The organism is Ruegeria sp. BHSB064 (assembly GCF_059613205.1).
In genome coordinates this window covers 16,399-36,275 of the sequence record NZ_JBXWSB010000028.1, presented here as the reverse complement: position 1 = coordinate 36,275, position 19,877 = coordinate 16,399, and the positions used below count along the sequence as shown (strand labels likewise).

Annotated in this window: 19 protein-coding genes; 15 read left to right on the top strand and 4 right to left on the bottom strand. The window is 54.7% G+C overall.

The features are described from left to right. Positions 1 to 98 precede the first annotated feature (98 nt). Complete coding sequence (locus tag AC2FNU_RS09215) at positions 99 to 542, bottom strand: nuclear transport factor 2 family protein (protein ID WP_496787461.1); 444 nt, start codon at positions 540 to 542, stop codon at positions 99 to 101. A gap of 803 nt (positions 543 to 1,345) precedes the next feature. Here AC2FNU_RS09215 and AC2FNU_RS09210 point away from each other — a divergent pair. The 13 genes from AC2FNU_RS09210 to AC2FNU_RS09150 all read left to right on the top strand — a co-directional run bounded on the left by AC2FNU_RS09210 (position 1,346) and on the right by AC2FNU_RS09150 (position 14,400). Then, positions 1,346 to 2,248: an AraC family transcriptional regulator gene (locus AC2FNU_RS09210; RefSeq protein WP_496787458.1), complete on the top strand. Its 903-nt coding sequence runs from the start codon at positions 1,346 to 1,348 to the stop codon at positions 2,246 to 2,248. Between the two features lie 106 nt (positions 2,249 to 2,354). Then, on the top strand, positions 2,355 to 3,119 hold the full coding sequence (locus AC2FNU_RS09205; protein WP_496787453.1) for a hypothetical protein: 765 nt from the start codon (positions 2,355 to 2,357) through the stop codon (positions 3,117 to 3,119). Continuing rightward, the gene (locus tag AC2FNU_RS09200) at positions 3,116 to 4,375 is read left to right on the top strand and encodes a helix-turn-helix domain-containing protein (RefSeq protein ID WP_496787451.1); all 1,260 of its coding nucleotides are present in this window, start codon (positions 3,116 to 3,118) and stop codon (positions 4,373 to 4,375) included. Before AC2FNU_RS09205 ends, AC2FNU_RS09200 begins: the two co-directional genes overlap by 4 nt. Then, on the top strand, positions 4,372 to 5,643 hold the full coding sequence (locus AC2FNU_RS09195; RefSeq protein WP_496787448.1) for a helix-turn-helix domain-containing protein: 1,272 nt from the start codon (positions 4,372 to 4,374) through the stop codon (positions 5,641 to 5,643). The genes AC2FNU_RS09200 and AC2FNU_RS09195 overlap by 4 nt, the downstream gene beginning before the upstream one ends. 317 nt (positions 5,644 to 5,960) lie before the next feature. After that, positions 5,961 to 6,536: a helix-turn-helix domain-containing protein gene (locus AC2FNU_RS09190; RefSeq protein WP_496787447.1), complete on the top strand. Its 576-nt coding sequence runs from the start codon at positions 5,961 to 5,963 to the stop codon at positions 6,534 to 6,536. A gap of 390 nt (positions 6,537 to 6,926) precedes the next feature. Beyond that, the gene (locus tag AC2FNU_RS09185; protein ID WP_496787445.1) at positions 6,927 to 7,610 is read left to right on the top strand and encodes a hydrolase; all 684 of its coding nucleotides are present in this window, start codon (positions 6,927 to 6,929) and stop codon (positions 7,608 to 7,610) included. 80 nt (positions 7,611 to 7,690) lie between these two features. Next, the gene (locus tag AC2FNU_RS09180) at positions 7,691 to 7,969 is read left to right on the top strand and encodes a XapX domain-containing protein (protein WP_496787443.1); all 279 of its coding nucleotides are present in this window, start codon (positions 7,691 to 7,693) and stop codon (positions 7,967 to 7,969) included. A gap of 305 nt (positions 7,970 to 8,274) precedes the next feature. Beyond that, positions 8,275 to 9,924: an MFS transporter gene (locus AC2FNU_RS09175; RefSeq protein ID WP_496787441.1), complete on the top strand. Its 1,650-nt coding sequence runs from the start codon at positions 8,275 to 8,277 to the stop codon at positions 9,922 to 9,924. After that, positions 9,917 to 10,309, top strand: a complete 393-nt coding sequence (locus AC2FNU_RS09170; RefSeq protein ID WP_496787438.1) for a DoxX family protein — start codon at positions 9,917 to 9,919, stop codon at positions 10,307 to 10,309. Before AC2FNU_RS09175 ends, AC2FNU_RS09170 begins: the two co-directional genes overlap by 8 nt. Before the next feature lie 44 nt (positions 10,310 to 10,353). Next, positions 10,354 to 11,736 (top strand): alginate export family protein, encoded by a 1,383-nt coding sequence (locus AC2FNU_RS09165; protein ID WP_496787437.1) that lies wholly within the window; start codon positions 10,354 to 10,356, stop codon positions 11,734 to 11,736. 47 nt (positions 11,737 to 11,783) lie between these two features. Then, entirely contained in the window at positions 11,784 to 12,746 is a 963-nt protein-coding gene (locus AC2FNU_RS09160; RefSeq protein ID WP_496787435.1) for a pirin family protein, read from the top strand. Between the two features lie 47 nt (positions 12,747 to 12,793). Next, positions 12,794 to 13,723, top strand: coding sequence for a ring-cleaving dioxygenase (locus AC2FNU_RS09155; RefSeq protein ID WP_496787433.1), 930 nt, complete (start codon positions 12,794 to 12,796; stop codon positions 13,721 to 13,723). Continuing rightward, the gene (locus AC2FNU_RS09150; protein ID WP_496787432.1) at positions 13,720 to 14,400 is read left to right on the top strand and encodes an alpha/beta hydrolase; all 681 of its coding nucleotides are present in this window, start codon (positions 13,720 to 13,722) and stop codon (positions 14,398 to 14,400) included. Before AC2FNU_RS09155 ends, AC2FNU_RS09150 begins: the two co-directional genes overlap by 4 nt. Positions 14,401 to 14,560: 160 nt before the next feature. Here the strand turns inward: AC2FNU_RS09150 and AC2FNU_RS09145 are convergent, their stop codons facing one another. The 3 genes from AC2FNU_RS09145 to AC2FNU_RS09135 form a co-directional block, all read right to left on the bottom strand. After that, a complete protein-coding gene (locus AC2FNU_RS09145) occupies positions 14,561 to 16,042 on the bottom strand; it encodes a tripartite tricarboxylate transporter permease (protein ID WP_496787431.1) in 1,482 nt (493 codons plus the stop codon). Between the two features lie 6 nt (positions 16,043 to 16,048). Beyond that, on the bottom strand, positions 16,049 to 16,480 hold the full coding sequence (locus tag AC2FNU_RS09140; RefSeq protein ID WP_496787429.1) for a tripartite tricarboxylate transporter TctB family protein: 432 nt from the start codon (positions 16,478 to 16,480) through the stop codon (positions 16,049 to 16,051). Between the two features lie 93 nt (positions 16,481 to 16,573). Next, positions 16,574 to 17,554: a tripartite tricarboxylate transporter substrate binding protein gene (locus tag AC2FNU_RS09135; protein WP_496787427.1), complete on the bottom strand. Its 981-nt coding sequence runs from the start codon at positions 17,552 to 17,554 to the stop codon at positions 16,574 to 16,576. A 92-nt stretch (positions 17,555 to 17,646) separates the two neighbouring features. Between AC2FNU_RS09135 and metK the strand changes: the two genes are divergently transcribed. Both metK and AC2FNU_RS09125 read left to right on the top strand, forming a co-directional pair. Further along, the gene (gene metK, locus AC2FNU_RS09130) at positions 17,647 to 18,807 is read left to right on the top strand and encodes a methionine adenosyltransferase (RefSeq protein WP_496787425.1); all 1,161 of its coding nucleotides are present in this window, start codon (positions 17,647 to 17,649) and stop codon (positions 18,805 to 18,807) included. Then, positions 18,807 to 19,874 (top strand): mandelate racemase/muconate lactonizing enzyme family protein, encoded by a 1,068-nt coding sequence (locus AC2FNU_RS09125; RefSeq protein WP_496787423.1) that lies wholly within the window; start codon positions 18,807 to 18,809, stop codon positions 19,872 to 19,874. The genes metK and AC2FNU_RS09125 overlap by 1 nt, the downstream gene beginning before the upstream one ends. Positions 19,875 to 19,877: the final 3 nt, after the last annotated feature.

Sequence of the window (19,877 nt, the reverse complement as noted above, 5' to 3'; positions counted from 1 at the left end):
CAACTCGATGGTATCGTGGGATCATCTTACAAAGGCCGAGCACAACCTTGGTTCCGCGAATGTGATTGTTTGTAGCTGTTTGTTTTGCAAAATTTTAACTATTTAAGGTTCAGCCAAGGATATCGTGTTACGTCACTTCCGGAGTAGTCCGGATCAAGATAGATAAAGCATCTGTGTATGAGTCCATGATCGATTTCAAAAACGTCGCACCACCTTCCGGCCAAACACTCAGGGTCACCAGCACGCCATTCTCCATCCCTGTGCACGCCGTCGCTCATGCCTTCGCAGGCGAACAAGGGTGTTGATGTCATAATCCAATTGATTTCATCGTACCGATGCCGAATTCGCGAAATCGTTTCACCAACATCTGAAAATAGCTGAGAAATCTCAACTTTTCCTCGGGCCAAACCCCATTTAGGGAAATACACTTGGGCTTGATCTGTAAAGAGGTCGACAATTGGTTTTCCATCAGGTGTAAGTCCTCCTGCATCGAAGGCCTTAAGGTATCTTAATACGAGTGATTTACGATCCGCATCAGTCATTGCGTTAGCTCCTAAGACTTATTCAATGGCTCAGGTTTGGGGTCGGGATCGCCCAGTTCCTTTAATTCGGCCATGGTGTTCAGCTTCGTTGATTGCTTCAAACGTTTCGCGGCCACCGGCAAAGATATATGGGGTCATTTTCAGCGCATTTAGAAAACTTTCTACGTAAAGTCGGGGGAAGACATATACGAACCCAAACATGACTTTCTTAGGCTAAAACGCGGGCTCACAGGGGCAATGCGAGCCCGCTAGTTAAGCCGAGAGGCTGGGGGAGCAGGGCAGAGCGGGTAAAGTCACTGCGACTCTCGACACAGGGATGAAAAGCAGTAAGATTCGACGGACCATCCTTTCTGTTAACTGCTATACGTACGGGAGGCTTTGCGACGAATACTGTTGAAGATCTGCATTTCGATGAACGTTCAGCCAATCATCAGCGGATCGGTGCAAAGCGTGCATGTAAGGAAACACAAGTGCCTGAGTCGCACGTTCATCGAATTGCTGATGTGTTTTTCAGCTTGCTAAATGATGATTGTTTTTCTCATCTTTGTTGCAACGAATGTGTTTTGACAATGAGCTGAAACCGCATACTGCCAACTTACCGCTTTCAATTCACATAGGTCATCTGTGCATTTTTCGGCGTGCGAAAAACTTGGCCTTCTGTTTTTCAAACTGGGCTGATTGGTCGGGGTTTCACTCCCCCCAAAGTTGAAGCAACGAAAAAGGTTGCCAACTTTGTTTTACGAATTACGATTCATCCGAAATAGACGTAGTAAGAGCAACGACGATAAACAGGGGCATATCAAATGTCTTTACATCGTTATCCTCCGCATAAAAGCGCTTACGCATTCTATTCTGAGGTTTACGGTCATGCGCTTCGGGAAACACGCCCGGCCGGTCAAACCGGAGCAGTTATGATGCGTGGGGAGCAAACGGCTGGCGACTGGTCGGATGCACCGGTTCCTGATTTGGTGATCACTGTAGTTGAGCAAAACAATGTGCGGGCAAGTCTAGACTTAGGAGCCGGTCGTTTTCGCGCCAATACCCGGCAAAACGATTTCATTGTCGTGCCGCCAAATACACCGACTGAAATAGTTTGCGACGATGCGCATTCAGTCCGGTTTCTGGCCATACCTTACGGCAAACTGCTTGACTTTGTCGGACCGGAACGAGGTTTGCCCGCAGACGGTGATTTTGGCCGGTTGCACACTGGCATGCAGCAAAACCTTAGACTGGTCGCCCAATTCAATCGAATCTGGTCCGAAAGTGCGATGGGCGATCCTTACGGTGCGCTCGGTGCGGACGGTTTGATGCTTCAACTTATCGCAATGCTGCTCGAATTCCGCGACAGGACAGTTGCCGAAAATGAGAATTCCAATGCGCTTGATCCGTTTCGCATGGATCGTGTGATCCAACGGATCGAGGCGGGGTTAGACGAAAATCTGACTATCAACGACCTCGCCGACGAAGCCGGTCTGTCGCCCTGGCATTTTGCCAGATGTTTCAAGGTTGAAACCGGCCAGACCCCGGCATCTTTTGTCATGAACCGCCGCGCGGAACGCGCGTGCGACATGCTCGCGAACAGCAACGACAGCGTGACCCAGATCGCCTTTGCCTGCGGGTTCTCCTCGTCCCAGCACATGGCCACCGCCTTACGCCGATTGCTGGGAACAACCCCGTCCGCTTATCGGCAGGAGAGAAAGTCATGACGGATAGACAACAAGAGCCGTTATGCTCGAACTCCCTACAGCCAAATATGGAAATCCTCGTGAGAGTAATGGTACAATTTTATCCCTGTAGAAAGGACCCTTTGCGATGAGCACTCCTCGCCATGCCGCACCGGGTCGGAGTTTTGACGACTACGCGGATTTCTACCAAAACTCCGATTACAATCTTTTTCCGCAGGAACATCGTGCATCGGGCAGTATGTCAGTGCGGATGATGTCCGTAAAGCAGGAGCCGATCGATATGATCGACGCGGGCACGCCGGATCTTGTCGTGGCTGTTACGCATTCTGACATTGCCGAAATGGGTATCGATTTCGGCGATGGGCTGCATGTCGATAAGTCTGTGAGAGCCAACTCGATTACGATTACACCACCGCATTCTGAAGGGCGCTTTGCCGTGCACAATCGACACACGGTGCAGACGGTGATCATCAACGGTAAACTCGTTTCGGACATGCTTGATCGGCATGCGATAGGCAGCTCAGTTTGGGAGCAGTATGTCGGGCATGTCACGTTTCATCAGCACGTGTCGGATTTGATCGGCTCGATGTGGCGCTGTGCGGCGGTCGATAGCCTTGCCAACGATCTCTTCATGGACGGTTTGACGCTGGAGCTTTTGTCAGCGCTTGCTTCAAATCCGACACTGTCACCTATGCAAAACGGTCGCGCGGATACGCGTGTGATGCGTGTGATAGAATATGTCGAGGCTAATCTGCACGGTGATATCGCATTGCTGGAACTGGCTGCCATCGCTGAAATGAGTGCAGCACGACTGTCGCGCACTTTTAAAGCTACAACCGGAGAAACGGTTTGGGCCTATGTTCGTCGCCGCAGGCGGGAAAGGATCACATGACTCGGGTACGCCATGCGGCCCCGGGCCGCAGTTTTGATTGTTACGCAGATTTCTATCAAAACTCAGCATATGCTGACTTCACGCAGACGCATCGGGAAGGGGGCGGTCTCGGTGTGCGAATGTTCAACGCCAAGCAGGAACCGATTGATCTAATCGACGCCGCTGTTCCGGACTTGGTTCTCATCAAAGTTCACAGCGAATGCAGAAATGTGGCTCTGGATGTTGGTGACGGCCCCAAGCACTTTGACCGAGTGCGACCAGGCGCGTTTACACTTGTTCCTGCGAACACCGAAGAACGGTTTCGCATTCCAGTCCCTCATGAAACCAGCTTCCTTGTGATCGACGCCGATCGCGCAAACAAACTTTTGGATCAACATGGCACCTCATTGGATGCTTTAACCAGAGGGTTAGGAACGCATTTTTGGGATGACTCGATCTCCGGCGCATTTCAACGGCTTTGGTCAACTCTGGGTTCAAACGGAGCGATGAACAGCCTGATGGCAGACGGGCTGACACTTCAAATCCTGGGCCACCTTGCTTCTGCCTCTGACCTGTTGCCCAGTGAGAATGCTGTTCAAGACACACGCATTCAGGCGGTAATCGAGTATATCGAAGACCAGCTATGCGACCCACTTTCCATTTCTGAGCTGGCTGCCATCGCCGGCATGAGCGCGGGTCATTTTGCCCGCTGCTTCAGGGCCACGATGGGCGAGACAGTCTGGGACTACGTCCAGCGCCGTCGCTGCGAACGGGCACAGGAGTTGCTTCTGAACGGCTATGCGAGTTCTGGCGAAATCGCTCTACGCACAGGTTTTGCCAGCACAGAGCATATGACACTTTCAATTGACGCTCGATTGGCACTCCAAGGGCGCAACGGGTCAATAACTTCCGCTGCTAACTCTGCAGGGTCCGACACCTCCGTAGGCGGCCTGGCCGCGACTGCGTTGTGCCGCGTGCTCGACTGGATCGAAGACGCGCTGGCAGAGGAGCTTGATCTGGCGCAGCTGGCCTCTGTCGCGGGGCTGTCGCCCTGGCACTTCGCGCGTTGTTTCAAGGCCGAGACAGGCATGACCCCGGCCTCTTACGTCATGTACCGCCGTGTGGAACGCGCCCGCGATATGCTGGCGAACGGCAGCGACAGCGTGACCCAGATCGCCTTTGCCTGCGGGTTCTCGTCGTCCCAGCATATGGCGACCGCTTTCCGCCGGTTGCTGGGAACAACCCCGACCGCCTATCGGCAGGAGCGCAAGTCATGAGCGATCCGAGATATGCGGCCTCTCCGGACGCAATGTTTGACAGTTTTGCAGAGTTCTACATGAACTCCGCCTACAACCAGTTTCCCCAAGAACACCGATCGGGCGGAAGTTTCGGTATCGACATGGTTTCCGTGGATCAGGATCCAATTGACATGATCGATGCCGCAGTCCCCGAATTGCTGATCGTCCTGACACGCAGTTCGCAACGCGAAGTCGGGCTGGATGCGGGCGACGGGTTTCGATTGCACAAAGACATTCCAGTCGACACGGTCAGTGTTGTTCCCGCCATGGTGGAAGAACGGTTCATGTTGAGTGATCCGCACAGTATAACTGTAACAGCTTTGCACGCCAAACGCCTCGCCGAAGTACTGGATGTGCATGGTCTGGAACCGGAATGCTGGGCCAGGTATGTCGGCGATATGGCGCCGCGCAGTGATATCGCGAGCACAATCAAAGCGCTTTGGTCGCAAACCGCCAGCACTAGGCCAGTAGATGGGCTAAAGGTCGACGCGCTGACGCTGCAATTGCTGGCGCAGGTTTGCAGCAGTCCGTCTTTGTCTCCGACACTCGAGGGTCGGGCCGATGCGCGCATTGTCAAGGTCATCGAGTTTATCGAAGATCGTTTGTGCACCCCTCTGTCGCTTTCTGAACTCGCCACGGTTGCAGGGATGAGCGCTGGTCATTTCGCGCGATGTTTCAAAGCAACGACCGGTGAGCCGGTCTGGGATTATGTTCTGCGCCGACGGTGCGAACGCGCGCAAGAGATGCTGTTATTTGGTCTTCAGAGCCCTGGGGAAATCGCACTGGTCACAGGCTTTGCGAGTGCAGTTCATATGACTTTGTCGATTGATACCCGGCTGGCCCTGCAAGGGCGCAGCGAGTCAATCCATTCGGTAATTTCCACTGCCGATTCTACTGGGTCCGAAACCTCTGTAGGCGGCCTGTCCGCGACCGCTTTGTGCCGCGTGCTCGACTGGATCGAAGACGCGCTGGCAGAGGAACTCGATCTGGCGCAACTGGCCTCGGTCGCCGGGCTGTCGCCCTGGCACTTCGCGCGTTGCTTCAAGGCCGAGACGGGCATGACCCCGGCATCTTACGTCATGCACCGCCGCGTGGAACGCGCCCGCGATATGCTGGCGAACAGCAGCGACAGCGTGACCCAGATTGCCTTTGGCTGCGGGTTTTCATCCTCACAGCATATGGCTACTGTGTTCCGCAGGGTTTTGGGCACGACCCCGACTGCCTACCGACAGGAGCGAAGATCGTGAGCGTTGGCACATCTCAACCAAGTTCTGAATACGTAAGGTGGCTTCTCAGCCGGTCCGAATATCAAAGCGACGTCAAAGCAATTGGCCGCAGCGCGTTGGATATAGCCCGTTTAGAGCAAGCGGCAGGTTATTACGAGCGGCCCGATCCGAAAGAGTTCGTCTTGCAATTGTCATTAAGCAAGTCGGACAAAATATGTTTAGATCATGGTGAGCGGCGATTTTTCGGTGGAGCGGAGGCAGGACGTCTTGCTCTTTCACCAGTTGGTACCCCGTGCACCTATGATGCCCGTCAATCTTCGCGTTTTCTGATACTCAGCTTGCCGACTGAAATCGTGCATGACAGCGCGCTTGAGGCAAATGTTCCGTTTCTGTGTGATTTCGGCGGCCTGCACCATAAGATCTTTGATGATCCGCTGATCTGCCTCTTGCTGCGCAATCTCTGGAACGAGGCGCAGATTGCGGATGGTCCGTCGCGTCTCTTTGCGGATAGTGCGATTCAAACGATCATTGCGACATTGATACGTAAAGAGCATGGCGAGCTGAAAGCGCACAGCTCAAACGGCGGCTTGTCAGCCCGTGTTTTCGCCCGGGTGGAGGAGAGGATTGCGGAAGGGCTGGCCGAGGATCTGGGCCTTGCTGAACTCGCCGCTGTCGCCGGCTTGTCGCCGTGGCATTTTGCAAGGTGCTTTAAGGCTGCGATTGGCGTGACCCCGGCAACCTATGTCATGCAGCGGCGTGTCAAACTGGCCTGCGAAATGCTGGCCGAGAATGACGCAAGCGTCACGCATATTGCCTACGCTTGCGGGTTCTCCTCATCGCAACACATGGCCACGGTTTTCAGACGGACGCTGGGTGTAACACCTACGGCCTACAGAAACGCCGTCTTGGACTGACTATTCGAAGTCACCCTTTCTAATAGGTGTTGGTGTGTTGCGCATTGCACCGCCAACACAATAGCAGTGAAGAACGCGGATCAATTCCATTCTGGCTCTGCGATATCCCGATTGTTTAACATCAACACGGTTGTGTAATGGGCGGTTCAGTTTCTTCTGTGCCACCTATCGAAACTGGTTTCTCGGATCATCTGGAGTTAGGAGATCGTTTAAGGGATATGATCACTGAAGAAACATGCCAATTCCGCAAGATCATGAACATAACAGCAAACCCAAAGACGCTGTGACCGGACGATTCGTGGTCATTTAGGGCACAGGTCCGCGATAGATGCTCTCTGCATCAGGGAGCTCAAAACGTGTCAGGGCCGACCCACAAAACGGAGACGCGAAATGGCTTCAGGCCCCGAATTGCTGAAACCAGACAATTGCCAGATGATCATCATTGATCACCAACCCCAAATGGCGTTCGGCGTGCAATCGATCGACCGTCAGACACTGAAAAACAACGTGGTCGCCCTTGCAAAGGCGGCGAAACTGTTTGAAGTGCCGACCACGCTGACAACTGTTGAGACCGAGAGCTTTTCCGGGCACACTTATCCGGAGTTGCTGGCCGTGTTCCCCGACCACCCGATCTATGAGCGGACGTCGATGAATTCCTGGGACGAACAGAATGTTCGCGACGCATTGGCCCGGAATGGTCAGAAAAAGGTCGTCGTAGCTGGCCTTTGGACCGAGGTTTGCAACAACTCGTTCTCGTTCGACGCCATGCGCGAAGGCGGGTATGAGATTTACATGGTTGCTGACGCGTCGGGCGGGACGTCTGTCGATGCCCACAACTACTCGATGCAGCGCATGGTGCAGGCTGGCGTACATCCGGTCACGTGGCAACAGGTGATGCTTGAATGGCAGCGAGACTGGGCGCACCGCGATACATACGATCCGGTTATGACTATCGTCCGCGAACACTCTGGAGCGTATGGTATGGGTGTGGATTACGCTTATACGATGGTTCATGGCGCAGATGAGCGCGTAATACATGGTGACGTGGTGGCGCCTGCGGCGAAGACAACGTAACCGATTACAGGCACGGTCGAAAGTTCGCAATCGTTTACTGCGGTTTAAGAACATCTTGCCATTGAAGTCCCGAGGTGCACATGACTTGGACTGCCTATGTAATAGCGTTTTCTGTTGGCCTCGCAGTGGGTGCTGCGTACGGCATTCTGAATGTACGCTCACCCGCTCCACCGATCATAGCACTTGTCGGGTTGCTGGGTATTCTCGCTGGAGAGCAGATTCCAACCTTGGTAAAGCGGTTGCTTGACGGCCAAATAATCAATTTGTCCGTCCTGAAGGAAGACTGTGGGCATCATGTCCTTGGGCCGCTCCCGAGTCGAACAAAACTTGAAGATCGACGAAAGGAAACTTCCACATGAAGCCAGCAGTCGAGCGGTCAAAAGTATTAGCTCCAAAGGATGCGTTTATCTGCATGGGTTTCTCCAACCTCGACAGATCTTCAAACGCTACCGCCATCCATCAAAGTAGAAGTAAAGCCGGCAAACCGTGCGAAAGTCAGTCGCCAGTCATTAGTGCATCAGAAGTCGCGATCTAAATCGAGCAATCCAGAGGGCGCTACCAAAATGTAAACTCGCGGAATCGTCCTATGACATCTTACTACTTCCTGAGCATCTGGGCAGTGTCAGGATGTTCGGTTTAAATCTCGTAACCTGGATAAATTAAGATGGTTGCAGAAACAGCAAACGACGCCAAAAATACTGCTCCTCCCCTTCCCAAGGCGTCGCCGTGGGCCCCCTTTCGTGAAAGGGGGTTCACGGTTTTGTGGATAGCGACAGTTGTGTCGAACACAGGCACCTGGATGCACGACGTGGGTGCGGGCTGGTTGATGACGGAATTGTCGCCTTCACCGGCCGTGGTATCCATGGTGCAAGCTTCGACAACCCTGCCTGTTTTCTTGTTCGCTTTAGTCGCGGGAGCTCTCGCTGACATTCTGGATCGGCGAAAGATGCTTTTGGTCGTCAATATTGCCATGGCTATTGCCGCGTTACTGCTGACTATTTTGGTTGTGGTTGATGCAGTTACCCCTGTGCTTCTTTTGGCCTTTACGTTTGCCTTCGGCACAGGTGCTGCGTTTTTAGCACCGGCATGGCAGGCGATTGTTCCGAAGCTGGTTCCCCACGAAGCATTGGCTTCGGCTGTTTCGCTCAATTCGATGGGCATCAATGTTAGCCGGGCCATCGGTCCTGCGGTCGCTGGTGTCTTAATCGTCTCAGTAGGTCTAGCTTCGCCTTTCCTTGTGAATGTTGTTTGTACCTTTGCCATCATTGCTGCGTTGCTGTGGTGGCGTCCGGCTCCTGCTCCCGAGCAAACGCTGCCTCCAGAACACGTCTTGGGTGCAATTCGGTCGGGCGTGAAATATGCCCTTAACAGCAGCCCTTTGAAGCAGACTATCGTTCGCGCGATCGGGTTCTTTCTCTTTGCCAGCGCGTATTGGGCTATGCTGCCTTTGATCGCGCGTGATGTGCTAAACGGCGGGGCGTCTTTGTATGGCATCTTGCTGGGCTGTGTCGGTGGTGGTGCTGTGGTTGGCGCACTTGTGATGCCCACCATTCGCGCGCGTCTTGGAGCGGACTGGACGGTGAGATGCGGTGCCGGTGTTACCGCTCTGGTCCTCTTGTTGTTTGCCTTTGCTCCGAACGGGTTTGTTGCATCCATCGCTGCGGCTTTGGGCGGCGTCGCATGGATAGCGGTTCTTTCCAGCCTGAACGTATCGGCGCAAACGGCGCTGCCCGATTGGGTGCGTGCCCGGGGTCTGTCGATTTTCCTGATGGCCTTTTCCGGTTCGATGGCCGTCGGTAGTTTGATCTGGGGTCAGATTGCCCTGATGACGGACGTCCCGACGGCCCTTTTCATTGCGGCGGTCGGTGCGTTGCTTGCCGTATTGCTGACCTGGCGGGCGCGGCTGGGTCAGGGCGAAAAGCTGGATTTCACACCGTCAATGCATTGGCCACAGCCCTTGTTAGAACGCAGCGATCCTGACGAGCATCGGGCGGTGACGATACAAATTGCATATCAGATTGAAGGGTCTGATCACAACGCGTTCAAGGAACTCATGCTTTCCTTGCGCGACACGCGGCGTCGTATGGGGGGTTACGGTTGGATCCTGATGCAGGACGCGACCAATTCTGAACGTTTTGTGGAAACCTGGCACGAGACCTCCTGGACACAGCATCTGCGGCACCATGCTCACGTGACGGTGTCGGATCAGGCGCTGCAGGAGAGTATTCACAAGCTCCACAAAGGGAACGAAGCACCAAAAGCTGAACACTTTCTGGCCAGTGAAGGACCGGCACCAGGAGGAGAAGATGACTAGTTTGGTCACTTTGATACCCCTCTCGGCGCGCGTGATGATGTCGGCGGTGTTTGTGTATAGTGGTGCCACGAAACTCATCGGTTTCGAAACGACCGTCGCCGAAGTATCCGGCATGGGCATCCCGCTTCCATTTGTCAGTGCCGTGGGCACAATCGTGGTGCAACTGTGTGCCGGGATTGCCTTGTTGTTGAACCGGTTTGTTGTCCCCGCCTGCGTTTTGCTGGCTGGTTTCACCGTTGTCGCAACTTTGTTCGGCCATCAGTTCTGGCGGGCAGAAGGCGATGCGTTCAATCGCGAAATCACAACCGCGCTGGAACATCTTGCAATTGTCGGAGGTCTCGCAGCGCTGGCCTACGCCCACAGTCTGGAGCGCCGCCTGAGATGAGGGCCGCTGAAAAAATACGATGCGGCATCAGTCGGTGGACCATCGTGTTTTTAGCCGGAGTGTTGATCGTCGTAGAACCCGAACCTCTTTGGGCGCAGGATGGCTGCGTCCCGAGTTTTTCCAAACTCAGATTTGACGACGATGTAAGCTGCTACCAGAACCCGGCCAATCGCAAGACATTCCTCGACCGAATGAAATACGTGCCGCTCAATCCCGAAGGGACCAGCTATTTGTCCTTTGGCGGCGAGATCCGCCAGCGGTACGAGTATACGCATAATCCGGGGTTTGGCGCGGACCCACAGGACAAGCGTGGCGCCTATCTGCAACGATACGCGTTCCACGCCGACTGGCATTTGAACGAGCGTTTTCGCTTTTTCGGACAACTCACAAGCACTTTTGGCGTGGGCCGGGCCGATGGTCCAAGCCCCGTGGATGAGAACCAGTTGACGGTTCAAAATGCCTTCGCCGAGGCCACGCTGATGGAGTCGGACAACGCTGAATTGCGGTTCCGGTTAGGCCGGCAGGAACTCCAGTTCGGTTCCGGCCGGCTTATCGATGTGCGGGAAGGGCCAAACGTCCGGCGCACGTTCGATGGAGGTCGCGCCACACTGCTGACAGGCGACTGGCAGATTGATGGCTTTGCGGCCCGACCGCGCGAGTCAAGACGGGGCGTTTTCGACGACCGGACCAATGACGATGTGTTTCTTTGGGGCGTTTACGCGACCGGCAGCACATCGCTGGTACCGGTCGGGGCGCTGGACCTTTATCTGATTGGGTTTCACAACGACTCGGGTAGTTTTGAAAAAGGCACGGCTGAGGAGGACCGGATTTCTGTCGGCGCGCGTTACTTTGGGTCGTCAGGAAACTGGGGCTGGAATTGGGAAGCCGTCTACCAGTTCGGAGAGTTCGGCGCGGGTGACATTCGTGCATGGACGATTGCAACCGACACCGGCTACACGATCCAAAATCATCCGTGGCGTCCACGATTTGCGTTGAGCCTGAATGTAGCCAGCGGCGATGACGACCCAGACAGCGATGACCTTGGAACCTTCAACCCGCTGTTTCCGCGCGGAAATTATTTCTCGGAGGCCGCAATTCTCGGCCCGCTCAACTTCTACAACATCCACGGTTTCGTAACGGCGCATCCTAACGACAAACTCTCGGTTCAGGCGGATGTGAATTTCTTCTGGCGCTACAGCGTTGACGACGGCGTTTACGCGCCACCGTCGCGACTATTGCGCGCATCCGGCGGCAGCGACGAAAGGTTTGTGGGTTCTGCGCTATCGCTGTCAGCTCAATACGCGCTGACGGACCGGATCGTGTTGACCGGCATCTACACACGGTTTTTCACCGGTGACTTCTTGAAAGATACCGGCCCGTCGAAAGATGTCGATTTCCTCGAACTGACGGCCCAGTTTAAGTTTTAGGATACAGCACAGAAAGTTGGAAACCATCGCTTTTGAAAGGCAAAACCATGAGTTGGAACAAGTGCCCTGAACCAATACTCGGTGACAAATCAACCGTCGATGCGGTCGAGACTGTGATTGTCCCGCGCGCTGTCGACCTGGGCGAAATGATCGTCCGACGCGCTTTGCCGAGCACCGAAAGGCAGATGGTCGGACCGTTTATCTTCTTGGATCAGATGGGTCCCGCAGAGTTTCTGACCGATCAGGGTATCGATGTCCGCCCACATCCGCATATCAACCTGTCTACGCTGACCTATTTGTTTCAGGGGCAGATCCTGCATCGCGACTCGCTTGGAACCGAGCTTGCGATTGAGCCGGGCGCGGTGAACTGGATGACCGCGGGACAGGGCATCGTTCATTCTGAGCGCACCAGCCAAGAGCGCAAGGCAACCGGGCAAACGCTGTTCGGCCTGCAAACATGGATGGCTTTGCCGCGCGACAAGGAAGAATGCCAACCGGATTTTGCGCATTTCGCCAAGACGTCACTTCCTGTGATCGAAGGCGACGGCGTCACGGCGCGGTTGATCTCAGGTGGTGCTTTCGGCAAGAGGTCACCGCTCGCGGCACCTTCTGAGACGCTGTACGCCGATATTCAACTGGCGGATGCCTGCAAGGTGCCCGTTGATCCTTCGGTTGAAGAAAGGGCGATCTATACGATTTCCGGCGAGATCGAGATTGCCGGCGATGTGTTCGGCCCCGGCCAGCTTCTTATCCTGCGCCCAAAGGATGCAATCACGGTTACAGCAAAAACAGCCTCGCGATTTATGGTGTTTGGCGGGGAGCCGATGGAAGGCCCGCGCTATATCTGGTGGAATTTCGTTTCTTCCAGACTGGAGCGTATCGAGCAGGCCAAGGAAGAGTGGTCAAAAGGCCGGTTTGAGACCGTTCCGGGGGATGAAAGTGAGTTTATCCCGTTGCCGTCGGACGCAGGAAAACCGCGCAAGGCGCTTGGGGGCGTGTACTACCCATAAACCCGCGCCAGAGCTTTAAGTTCGGAATTAAGTAGAGGAGCTACGCAATGACCAAGGCAACCATTCCAGGTCTTCACCATGTCACAGCAATTTCCGGCTCGCCCCAGGAGAATGTTGATTTTTACGTCAAGACCCTTGGTCAGCGGCTTGTGAAGAAGACCGTCAATTTTGATGATCCCGGAACGTATCACTTCTACTACGGAAACAATACCGGTTCACCAGGAACGATCCTGACGTTTTTCCCTTTTGTTGACGCGGGGCCGGGCCGGGCGGGACCCGGCATGGCCAGCGCAGTAGCCTACGGCGTGCCTTTGGGCGGGTTGGATCACTGGATTGATCAATTGGCCGACGCGGCCATCGACTTTGGCGGTCCGTCCGAGCGTCTCGGCGAACGGGTGATCACGCTGACCGATCCGCATGGGCTGCGCATCGACTTGATCGAACCCAAAGACGCGGGGCCGTCGGAAGATCACGATACCGGGTTTCATTCGGTGACACTTTGGCTTGACAACATTGACCGCACCGCCCGGCTTTTGACCGATCAGTTTGGCTATGAACAGGTCGGCCACGAAAAGACCAAGGATGGCGAGCGGACGCGCTTTCAATCTCCGGGTCAGGGTCGCGGATCCGTGGTTGATCTGCTGACGTCAGACGCCGCCTCGATCGGTCGTCAGGGCGCAGGATCGATCCACCACGTGGCGTTCCGTGCCGAAACCGACGAGATCCAGCGGCATTGGCAGGAAAAGTTGCGCGCTGCGGGATTTGAAGTGACGCCCGTGATCGACCGGCAGTATTTCAACGCCATCTATTTCCGCGAACCGGGCGGAGTTCTGTTTGAGATCGCCACCGATCCACCGGGTTTTGACAGGGACGAACCAATTGAAACCATGGGCGAAAAACTGATGCTACCATCTCAATATGAGGATCGGCGCCAACGTATTGAAGAAATCCTGCCACCACTGGAGATGCCGAAATGAGCCAACCTCCTGGACCCCATGATAACCAAAAGATTGAGGCTGCGGGCGCTCCGGTGTCCAAAGCCCGTCTCGTGGTCGTCATGGCACATGGAAGGGGCGGATCGCCGTCTGACATGCTTGAGTTGGGTCAGCATCTGGCCATGCCGGATGTGGCTTTTGTCGCTCCGGCCGCTGCATATCATTCCTGGTGGCCGAACTCTTTTCTAGCTCCTCTCGAGGAGAATGAACCATGGCTAGGGTCCGCCCTCGCGGCTTTTGAGTCCGCGGTTGGATCAGCAATGAAAGAGGGCGTGCCCGCCGAACGGATTGTGGTCACTGGGTTCAGCCAGGGCGCTTGTCTCGCTTTGGAGCACGGGGCGAGGGCAGGGCGGCCCTATTTGGGTATCGCTGGCCTGTCCGGCGGATTGGTGGGCACAAATGATACCAACGGTCCGCCTCTGCCCGAACTCTATGGGCAGGCGCGTAAAGATTTCGACTACAATGGTCGGGTTGATGGTACGCAGGTTTTTCTGGGCTGCCATGAACGTGACCCTCACATTCCTTTGGCGCGGGTCCATGAGACAGAGTGCGTATTTCAGACCATGGGAGGAACCGTGACCATGCAGATTTACCAAGGTCAGGGTCATGGAATCGTTGAAGACGAAGTGTCGTTTCTGCGTGGTCTTTTGAACAGGTAGGAGACGGGCTGCTTGTGCCTTTCTACTGAGCACTTTTTGTTCGCCAGAGACCCTGCCTTCAGCGGGTACATTGGAGGATTTTTTCTGACTTAGAGATGTTTGGTGGCCTTGCTGGAGCCGCAGTTCAAAGTCTCGACATGCATTTTAAGCGGCCCGTTTCTCAAGGCTGTCTTGCTTGCCTGAACAGGCCTGCAATTAGCGGAGCCGTGACAATCACGACAGATGCAACAAGCAGCGCCGCCGCAATAGGTTTGTCGATGAAGAAGGTCAAATCGTTGTCGGACATCCGCATACCTCTGCGGAAATTGGCCTCGATCAAATTGCCGAGAACTAACGCCAGGACGACCGGAGCCGGATGTATGCCGATCTTTCGAAACAGGTATCCAAGGATCCCGAACGCAACAACTACATATACGGCAAACAGGTCGTTGGAGGACGCATAGGCTCCCAAAAGGCAAATTGCGGCAACGACCGTGGCAATAACACCTCGTGGTATCAAAGTAATCCTGACCCAGAGCTTAGCACCAAAGATGCCCAAAGCCGCCATGATCGGGGCGCCTACAAGCAGCGACAGGAAAATCGTGTAAGGAATGACGGCGTTGTTTGCAAAGAGGAAGGGCCCGGGCTCCAAACCTTGAATGGTCAGCCCGCCGATCAGCACTGCGGCGCTGGCCGAGCCTGGTATGCCCAGTGCGAAAAGGGGGGCAAGAGCGCCGCAAACAGATGAGTTGTTGGCAGACTCTGACGCCACGATACCTTCGGGATTGCCTTGACCGTAGGTGTCCTTGGTGCGGGACAGATTGCGGGCAAAGCCATAGGATACAAGCGAAGCAATGGAAGACCCCGCGCCGGGGATCACGCCGATAACATATCCGATAACCGATCCCTGAACCATTGTCCGGATGTGGATGAACACGGATGACAGGCGCGGACGGACAAGCTCGGAAACCGAATGCAGTTTCAGGCTTCCGCGGCTTTGTTCAACAAGAACAAAAACTTCAGACAAGGCAAACAGCCCGATCAGGGCTGGAAGGAACGGGATGCCGTCGATAAGGCTGTCTGTCACAATAAAACGATCAGTTCCCTCAATCGGATCGATCCCGATCGTGGTGATGAGCAGTCCAAGAAACAGACCGATCAGTGCATTGATTATACCGCCCGAGGATAATGCGGAAATCAGGCTAAGGCCGACAACGGCCAAAGCGAAGTATTCGGCCGGTCCGAAAGCTAGCGCAACATCCGCCATGGCTTGGGCGCTGACAATCAGGAAAATGACGGAAATTGTGGCGCCGACGCCGGAGCTTACCACCGATAGTGTCAGCGCCAGACCGGCTTCCCCTCGCTCACGCATCGGGAACCCGTCAAAGGCTGTGACAGCAGCGGCCGGTTGTCCCGGGGCGTTCACCAGAATGGCCGGGATCGCTGCGGCGAAATCGGCGGCCATGTAGATTGCGACCAACATGACCATCGCAGGGACCGGCTCCATAGTGAATGTCACCGGTATTAGAAGGGCCATTCCCATGCTTGACGTAAGGCCCGGCAAGGCACCAACAAAATACCCGACGATGATGCCGCCCAGCAAAGCTAGGATGACATTTAGTGTGCCAAGTGTGGCGGTGGCCAAAAGCAGGTTTTCAATCATGATGCGTCAAGGAAGAGGGGTTCCTAAGATAACTTTGAACACGACGAATGCGACAAAGAGAACCGTTGCGACTGAAATTACTAACAGGAACGGAGCACGCACCCGCGCGCACAGCGCAAATGCTAGTGTCCATGGAACAATTGTCCAAGCATAGCCAACCGTCTCGACAAGTGGAACAAACAGAACCATCAATGCCATCGACAGGATAAGGGCACCGGGGCGCTTTACCTCTACGACTGTGTCCCGCCCGCTGCGCAATAGCGCGATGAACGCAATCGCTACCAACCCAAGAAGCCCATAAGCCAAGAACATTGGAAATGTCCCGGGACCAAGGCCTCCACCGCTCTGCGCGATCATCTGGCGTGACGTAAGCAGGACGAAAACGCCAAAACTTGCTATCAACGCCAGAACAATGCCATGAACCGTGATGCCGGGCATCAACAGATTTCAGGCATTTGACTCGTCGCCGTCTGACGCAGCCAAGGCCGGGTTCTTTTGTTCAGGGTCAGCCATGCGGTTCAGACTAAACAGTTATCCGCCGGCACCTAAACGGTCGAACCAGGATTTTGTTGCTTCGGCCTGAGAAGATACGAATTCCCCGAATTCTTCGGGACCCTGATATCCATAGTTGAGGCCTGAATCGTTCATGAATATTTGAAAGTCGTCGCTGTCCATGACGCGTTCCACTGCGTCGCAGAGCGCGGTCTGAACTTCCACAGGTGTATCTTTTGGCATTATGACACCGCGAAACTGCTGCCAGTTATTGTCAACGTCGAAGCCTTGTGCGGAAAAAGGCACCGCATCCGGCATCAAGGCCGGCGCTTCTTCAGCCATGATCCCGATCACTTTCAGATCACCGGTTTCAACATGTTGCCGCGTAAGCCCGACATATCCAATCGCAACGTCATTGTGTCCGCCGAGCGCCGCAACAATTCCGTCGCGAACGCTGTCGTAGGGTATCCACTTTACATCGCCTTCATTCAGTCCAGCTGCTTGCTCCATGATTTTCCAGCCTATTTGCCCGCCTGACCCTTCGCCAAAACCGGCTATGGAAATCGAACCTGGATCTGCCTTGGCGGCCTCGGCCAGCTCGCTGAGGTTATCAATCTCGCTATCCCCCGGAACAACCAGCAGGTACGGGTCAACAACCATTCGACACGCAAATGCGACGTCGTCTGTGGTGTAGTTGCCGGTCCGAAGGAACATCCCGAGGTGGGAAGCTGTTACTGAGCCAAATGTCGCGCCGTCACCGTCCTTGCGGGTCAGCATTGCCATTTGTTTGGCACCGCTGCCTCCGTTCCGGTTCTCTACGACGATTGTTGCGCCCAGATCCTGTTCGAGCGCGGTTGCGAGCTTTCTTGCCAGTACATCTGTCGCACCGCCGGGTTTGACGTGCAGGATGTAGTCAAGCCTGTCTACCGGGTAACTCTGCGCCGATGCATCAATGGCAATTGTCGCGACGGACAGCGCAACAGCAACGCCTGAAATCCTAAGCGTGTTTGATGTGAACATCTTTTCCTCCCTTGTCTCTTGCAATCATATTTGGCAGTAGTAGTAAAAGCAACTACGTTATTGCATCATCTACACTAACAAATGGGAAACCCATGGCATCGAAACTATTCACGAGTGAGTCTGTGTCTGATGGACATCCGGACAAGGTATGCGATCAGATATCCGATGCCCTATTAGATCTGCACATCGCTTCTGACGCAGAGGCGCGGGCAGGGATCGAGTGCCTTTGCGCTAAGAATTTTTTGGTCATCGCCGGAGAGGTTCGCAGCCATGTCTCACATGGCCGCGAAGCAATTGAAGAAACCGCAAGAAAGGTAATTTCCGAAATTGGTTACGACTTTGATGGCTTCAACTCGAATGACATCAAAATAGACGTTCGTATCCAACCACAATCTCCCGATATTGCGGCAGGAGTTGATCGTGCGTCCCGACGAAGTGAAGGCGCGGGCGATCAGGGAATGATGTTCGGCTACGCGTGCGATGAAACAGAAGCATTGATGCCCGCACCTATCGAGTACTCGCACAAGATCTTAAGGCGTTTGAAGCAGCGTCGTTTAGAGGGCGTTTTGCCAGGTCTGAAGCCGGATTCAAAGGCCCAAGTCACAATAGAATACGGCGACGACGAACCAATCCGATGCGCGACAGTGCTGGTGTCTTCGCACCATGACCCTTACCTTAGCGTCGAGCACGTCCGATCAATTATAGAACCTGAAGTCCGAACTGCCTTGGGTGAAGGGTTGGTTGACGACCGGACCAAAATTCTCGTCAATCCAACGGGACGCTTTGTCGTTGGGGGACCTGAAAGTGATACAGGTCTGACAGGCAGAAAGATCATCGTCGACACATATGGTGGAGCCGCACTTCACGGAGGAGGGGCATTTTCCGGAAAAGACCCAACTAAGGTGGACCGCTCAGGAGCATATGCTACACGCTATCTTGCAAAAAATGTCGTGGCCGCAGGGTTGGCGAAGCGGTGTGAAATACAGATCGCTTACGCTATCGGAGTGCCAGAGCCCGTCTCGGTGCTGGTGAACACCCATGGAACCTCTCAGGTACCAGAGAGTGATATTTCACAAACCTTGATAAAACTGGTTGATCTTACGCCACGCGGAATCATTGAACGGTTGACACTTGACCGACCAATTTATCGACGCACTTCGGTTTTCGGCCATTTCGGACGCCAACCTGAAGAGGATGGTGGGTTCTCATGGGAGCAAACTGACCTCGCCAGTGATCTAAAGGCGGCGGTTTGATGATCGAAAGAGTAACACTTAGAAGGCTGCTTCTACCGCTGCGACGACCCTATCGCTTATCCTATCGCACTTTCACTGAATTCGAGCCGTTTTTTGTCGAGGTGGAAGACTCCGAAGGCCGCGTTGGCTATGCGGACGCGCATGTGTCGCCGGGTTCAAGTACCGAGACCCGCGAAGGGGCATGGAAACACTTAAGAGAGCGCCTTCCGAAACTCATCGGGCGACAATCCGAAGACGCCATTGCGTTTTTGCGATCAGATTTCGCTCAAAGCAAAGTGGCGACGACCGCCGCCACAGTCGCCATCGAGAGCCTGATAGACGACCCGTTGGCGCGCGTCGATACACCGAACTCTTTAGACTTGCTCGTACCGATCGGAGCAAGCGACCCGGAAGAAATCGAAAGGGAAATCGAAGCGGCGGTTTCAGCGGGATACTCGACCCTTAAAGTCAAGGTCGGGAAGGATGTCGACTCTGATCTGAAACGGCTGTCCGTCATTCAGTCGGCTGCGGCGGGCAGGGCGAAATTAAGGGTCGACGCCAACCGCGCCTATTCGAAAGAAGATGCGTTGGCGTTTGTACGAGACCTGGACCCGGACGGAATATCGTTGTTCGAACAACCCTGTGAAGCAGACGCATGGGAAGACAACGCAGACGTCGCAGCAGCGTCGGCGGTTCCGATCATGCTGGATGAACCTATTTGCACGCTCGCCGATATTGAACGGGCAGCTGATATCGAGGGCGTTCAATTTTGTAAAGTCAAACTCAAAAGGTTCGGCGGGCTTCGGCATCTTCGCGATGGCATTCGGGCCATCGTTGAAAACGGAATGCAGGCCGTGCTCGGCGACGGTTTGGGGAGCGATCTGCACGGTTGGTACGAGGCCGCCGTAGCCTCGCGCTGCATCAACAACGCCGGTGAGTTCAACGGTTTCATCAAGATGCAGGGCGAGCTTTTTGCCGAACCGCTTTTGGTCGAGCGTGGACAGCTGCAGTTGGCAGCGGGCTCGGTTCCGGTTCTCAATTCCAAAGCCCTAACAAACGCGACCAAAGAGGTCGTTGAATTTCGCTGATCA

What these genes read in the sequence shown, in the direction of transcription:
- metK (WP_496787425.1), top strand. Translation starts at nt 17,647, where the DNA reads ATGGCATCGAAACTATTCACGAGTGAGTCTGTGTCTGATGGACATCCG.
- AC2FNU_RS09200 (WP_496787451.1), top strand. Translation starts at nt 3,116, where the DNA reads ATGACTCGGGTACGCCATGCGGCCCCGGGCCGCAGTTTTGATTGTTAC.
- AC2FNU_RS09140 (WP_496787429.1), bottom strand. Translation starts at nt 16,480, where the DNA reads ATGCCCGGCATCACGGTTCATGGCATTGTTCTGGCGTTGATAGCAAGT.
- AC2FNU_RS09160 (WP_496787435.1), top strand. Translation starts at nt 11,784, where the DNA reads ATGAGTTGGAACAAGTGCCCTGAACCAATACTCGGTGACAAATCAACC.
- AC2FNU_RS09210 (WP_496787458.1), top strand. Translation starts at nt 1,346, where the DNA reads ATGTCTTTACATCGTTATCCTCCGCATAAAAGCGCTTACGCATTCTAT.
- AC2FNU_RS09145 (WP_496787431.1), bottom strand. Translation starts at nt 16,042, where the DNA reads ATGATTGAAAACCTGCTTTTGGCCACCGCCACACTTGGCACACTAAAT.
- AC2FNU_RS09180 (WP_496787443.1), top strand. Translation starts at nt 7,691, where the DNA reads ATGACTTGGACTGCCTATGTAATAGCGTTTTCTGTTGGCCTCGCAGTG.
- AC2FNU_RS09205 (WP_496787453.1), top strand. Translation starts at nt 2,355, where the DNA reads ATGAGCACTCCTCGCCATGCCGCACCGGGTCGGAGTTTTGACGACTAC.
- AC2FNU_RS09195 (WP_496787448.1), top strand. Translation starts at nt 4,372, where the DNA reads ATGAGCGATCCGAGATATGCGGCCTCTCCGGACGCAATGTTTGACAGT.
- AC2FNU_RS09215 (WP_496787461.1), bottom strand. Translation starts at nt 542, where the DNA reads ATGACTGATGCGGATCGTAAATCACTCGTATTAAGATACCTTAAGGCC.
- AC2FNU_RS09150 (WP_496787432.1), top strand. Translation starts at nt 13,720, where the DNA reads ATGAGCCAACCTCCTGGACCCCATGATAACCAAAAGATTGAGGCTGCG.
- AC2FNU_RS09135 (WP_496787427.1), bottom strand. Translation starts at nt 17,554, where the DNA reads ATGTTCACATCAAACACGCTTAGGATTTCAGGCGTTGCTGTTGCGCTG.
- AC2FNU_RS09125 (WP_496787423.1), top strand. Translation starts at nt 18,807, where the DNA reads ATGATCGAAAGAGTAACACTTAGAAGGCTGCTTCTACCGCTGCGACGA.
- AC2FNU_RS09175 (WP_496787441.1), top strand. Translation starts at nt 8,275, where the DNA reads ATGGTTGCAGAAACAGCAAACGACGCCAAAAATACTGCTCCTCCCCTT.
- AC2FNU_RS09170 (WP_496787438.1), top strand. Translation starts at nt 9,917, where the DNA reads ATGACTAGTTTGGTCACTTTGATACCCCTCTCGGCGCGCGTGATGATG.
- AC2FNU_RS09155 (WP_496787433.1), top strand. Translation starts at nt 12,794, where the DNA reads ATGACCAAGGCAACCATTCCAGGTCTTCACCATGTCACAGCAATTTCC.
- AC2FNU_RS09185 (WP_496787445.1), top strand. Translation starts at nt 6,927, where the DNA reads ATGGCTTCAGGCCCCGAATTGCTGAAACCAGACAATTGCCAGATGATC.